The sequence below is a fragment of the Bartonella saheliensis genome, assembly GCF_902162175.1.
On the sequence record NZ_LR607269.1, the window covers coordinates 1 to 3636 of the forward strand.

At 45.4% G+C, this 3636-nt stretch carries 3 protein-coding genes; all 3 read right to left on the reverse strand.

Annotated elements, in window-relative coordinates; genetic code table 11:
• On the reverse strand, positions 1–262 hold a 262-nt coding region (locus tag FS875_RS09470), incomplete at its 3' end, for a lysozyme (protein WP_144756094.1).
• A gap of 64 nt (positions 263–326) precedes the next feature.
• A complete protein-coding gene (locus FS875_RS09475) occupies positions 327–656 on the reverse strand; it encodes a hypothetical protein (RefSeq protein WP_144756097.1) in 330 nt (109 codons plus the stop codon).
• Between the two features lie 10 nt (positions 657–666).
• On the reverse strand, positions 667–3636 hold a 2970-nt coding region (locus FS875_RS10730; protein ID WP_246067901.1), incomplete at its 5' end, for a phage major tropism determinant.

Sequence of the window (3636 nt, forward strand, 5' to 3'; positions counted from 1 at the left end):
CCAATGCCGCGAATTGGCTATCCGTTAACGAAACCGTTACAGATTGCTCTACCGCCTTCTCAAATTGCTTTAAGTCTTCACAAAGGATTTCTTCTGCTTGCTCCTTGGTAATACGCATTCCCTTGTGGACCAAAGGTTTGCCTGCATAGCTGGTATGACCATAACCTATCGTCCAGATACATCCCGCATCTCTATACGCCTCTAAGCGCAAGCCTTCCCATTGCTTGAGCAGTTCTAATCCTTCCCTCGATATCTTTCTCATTCACTCCTCCATAAAAAAAGCCCCACTCATGTGGGGCTGGATGAAAATCTTCTTTTATAATCTTCTATTGGCTATGCTCTTTGATCAATTGCTCGACTTCTTCTACGCTAAAGCCAAGTCTAAACAACGGCGCATATTCGCTTTCCTGTAATTCATATTGATAACGCTTTGCTACAAGCTCTCCCTCTAAATCAAACGGGATTTCCTGGCTTATATATACTCTATGGGTTTCATCCTCAACACCCTCTTCTCCGTCGCTGAGCTCTTTAACAAAGATCCAATAAAAACGTGTCTCTAAAAGACCCTCTAGCCTTCTAACCGTTTCTCTCTTATCAAAAGAAAGCATGTTCAAATAATCTTGCTTGCTATTTAAATGCTCTGGATATTCTATCATCTTGCTCTCATTATCCAAAACGTCCCGGACGACTACAACCACGTGCTCCTAGTTTCTCATCAGAAGTACTACGTGAATGTAAACCATTACGATAAAAGCAGCCACTCTTCGTATCATCCTCCCAACTCCCTCCACCAGACAAGACATTCAAAGCTGTCGTAAAACTGGTCCACAAAGTAGAACTCGATTGCGTCTGCATCGCAAAAGTTCCTGATAAAAACTGTAAAAGATAACCACAACCATCCTCACAACCAATATGCGATATCATCCGCCTATTGGCTGTATCAACATGACCTCCCGAAGTCTTTGGAGAGGGCGCTTGCTTGCCTTTGATACTCGTCTTCTCATTGCTTCCATACATCGCAGAAGCAAAATCTTCATCTCTCAGTAACGACTTCTTGACACGCCACAAATCCAACATGTGATCTTTATAGCTACGATTGGTTGTTACGGGAACACCATAAGCCGATTTGGTATTTTCACCTGTTCCTGATTGAAGATAAATATCTACCCAAAGATCTGTAGAGGGGTCGTAAACCATTCCTTCTGGTGAACTATGCGGACGATGATTCAAACACCAAATAGAATTGGGTAATATATCCCCTGCTCTATAGCCTGATAACGGGTGACCTTCAAGCGTTCCAACATCTGCACAAAGCGTATGAAATCCTCCTATCTGGACCGAATTATCCGCTCTATAGCCATCGGGATAAGTCGCATTCTCTGAAACAATCACTTCTATAACTTCACTTTTGGGAACAAGATAAACATAATAATCTTTGCCCGCTTGAAGAGAAGAGGGAAGATTTATGCTTTCATCCTTCATAATAGGATAAAGGCGAAGATTGTCATCATCATCTACACTTCCATGAGTAAAACGAAATATTGTTCCTGTTTTTACTTTCAAGCTCTTGTCTTCATCTACTACAAGAAACGGTGAAAATTGCGCCACTACACTCAAATTCATCATTTTTACAGTCTTATAAAGATAACTCACCTCTTTCTCTATATGACTAATCTTCTCACCGTTCTTTTTGACCTGTTCGCTCGTCTCAGAAAAATTAAACGAAACAAGAGAGCTATTGGCTTGCTCTGCTATCGTTTTAGCTTGCCTTGCTTCCTCTTGCGCTTCACTCGCTCGAGTACTTGCTTGTTCACTCTTTTGTTGGGCTGCATTCGCAACGCTCTCAGCTGTCAAGGCATTCGCCTTAAAGGAAATAACATCTGCTGTCACTTTCCTAGCCGCTGCCTTTGCATCATCTGCTGTTTGTTTTGCCTTATTAACTATTGTCTCTAAACTATCTACTTTTTCTTTTACTTGCTCTGCTTTAGACCCCGCATCTTCGGCTGCTGTTGCCGCCAAATTAGCTTTAGCCGTCGCACTATCGGCTACTTGTTTGGCTTCACTTGCTTCCTCTTGCGCTTCTTCGGCTATCTCTTTCGCCTCTTCTGCCGTAGAATGTGCTCGACTGACCGCTTGTTTGGTTTCTTCCGAAACACTCTTAGCAGATAACGCTGTTCCCATCGCTGTATTGGCTACAGTCTCTACCCTTTCTGCTTTACTTTTTGCTTCTTCTGCTAAACTTTTCGCAGTTTCTACGTCCATATGCTCTGCTAACGCTTTAGCTTCATTAGCTACTTTTGTCGCCTCTGTTGCATCCCGTCCTGCTTGCTCTGCTGTGCTTTTCGCCTCTTCTGCTATAGACTTCGCACTATCAGCTACTTGACGCGCTTGCTTGGCTTCTTCCTGTGCTTCTTCCGCAGCACTCTCCGCAAAGCTTGCTTTAACCTTGGCACTATCCGCTACTTGCTTGGCTTCACTTGCCTTGTTCTTGGCTTCTTCCACTAAATTCTTGACGGCTTGTGCACTTACTTGACCTGCCGTCTCTCCTGAACGTACCGCCTGTTCTGCCGCTGTTTTTGCCTCACTCGCTATCCTTGTTGCTTCTGATGCATCTCGTACGGCTTGTTCTGCTTTCTTACTTGCACTCTCCCCAACAATTTTTGCCTCTTCTGCTATGCTCTTGGCTTCCTCTGCGCCCCCCTTCGCATCATTCGCTGTTGTTAACGCCGTGGTAGCCATTGTTGTCACACCAGTTGTTTCTGCTCGTGCTTGCTCTGCACTCTTTTGTGCCTCGGTAGATGCCGCTCTCGCCTTTTCCGCTAAGCCTTTCGCTTCTTCGCTAACTCCTTTTACTTTATTCACTAAGTTTACAGCCTCTGAAGATTGAGCCTTCGCTTCCAATGCTTGTTGTTTAGCCTCTGCCGCTTGACTCTTCGCAGCCTCTGCCTCTGAAACGGCTCTTTCAACTCGTTCTTGTGCACTACTTGCTGTTGATGTCGCTGTCTCACTGGCTCTCTTGGCTTCATTGGCTGTAGTAGAGGCACTCTCTGCTACTCCCTTCGCTTCTGTCGCCGTATTTGCCGCCGTTTCTGATGTTGCCTTCGCTGTATTCGCTACTGCCAAAGCCTGTGATGCGCTCTCTTTGGCTTCTTGAGCAACACTTTGCACGGATTCTGCTGTCCTCTTGGCTTCTTCTGCCAAGCTCCTGATTGCTTCTCCTCCTTTTACCGCTTCTCCCTCTAAATGAACCGATTGCTCTGCCGCTACCTTTGCTTCATTGGCTACCTTTAGCGCTTCTGTTGCACTGACTTGCGCCTCTACTGCTTTAACTCTGGCTGTCTCTGCAACTTCTTTGGCTTCCCTTGACGCACTCTGAGCCTCTGCTGCTGTCGTCTCTACCACAGACACGCTTGCCTTAACACTTGTCACCTCTACTAGCGCTTGTTCTACTGTCTGTCTTACCTCATTCACTGATGTAGTCACAGCTGTAACGCCATCCTTTGCTTCCTTTGCACTTGTAACAGCTTGAGAGACTTCTTGTCTTACCTCTGTAACCCTCTGTTCTGCTCGATTAGCTGCTGTCAAAGCTGTCTCACTAACTCCCTTGGCATTACTCGCTGTGCTAGATGCACCCTC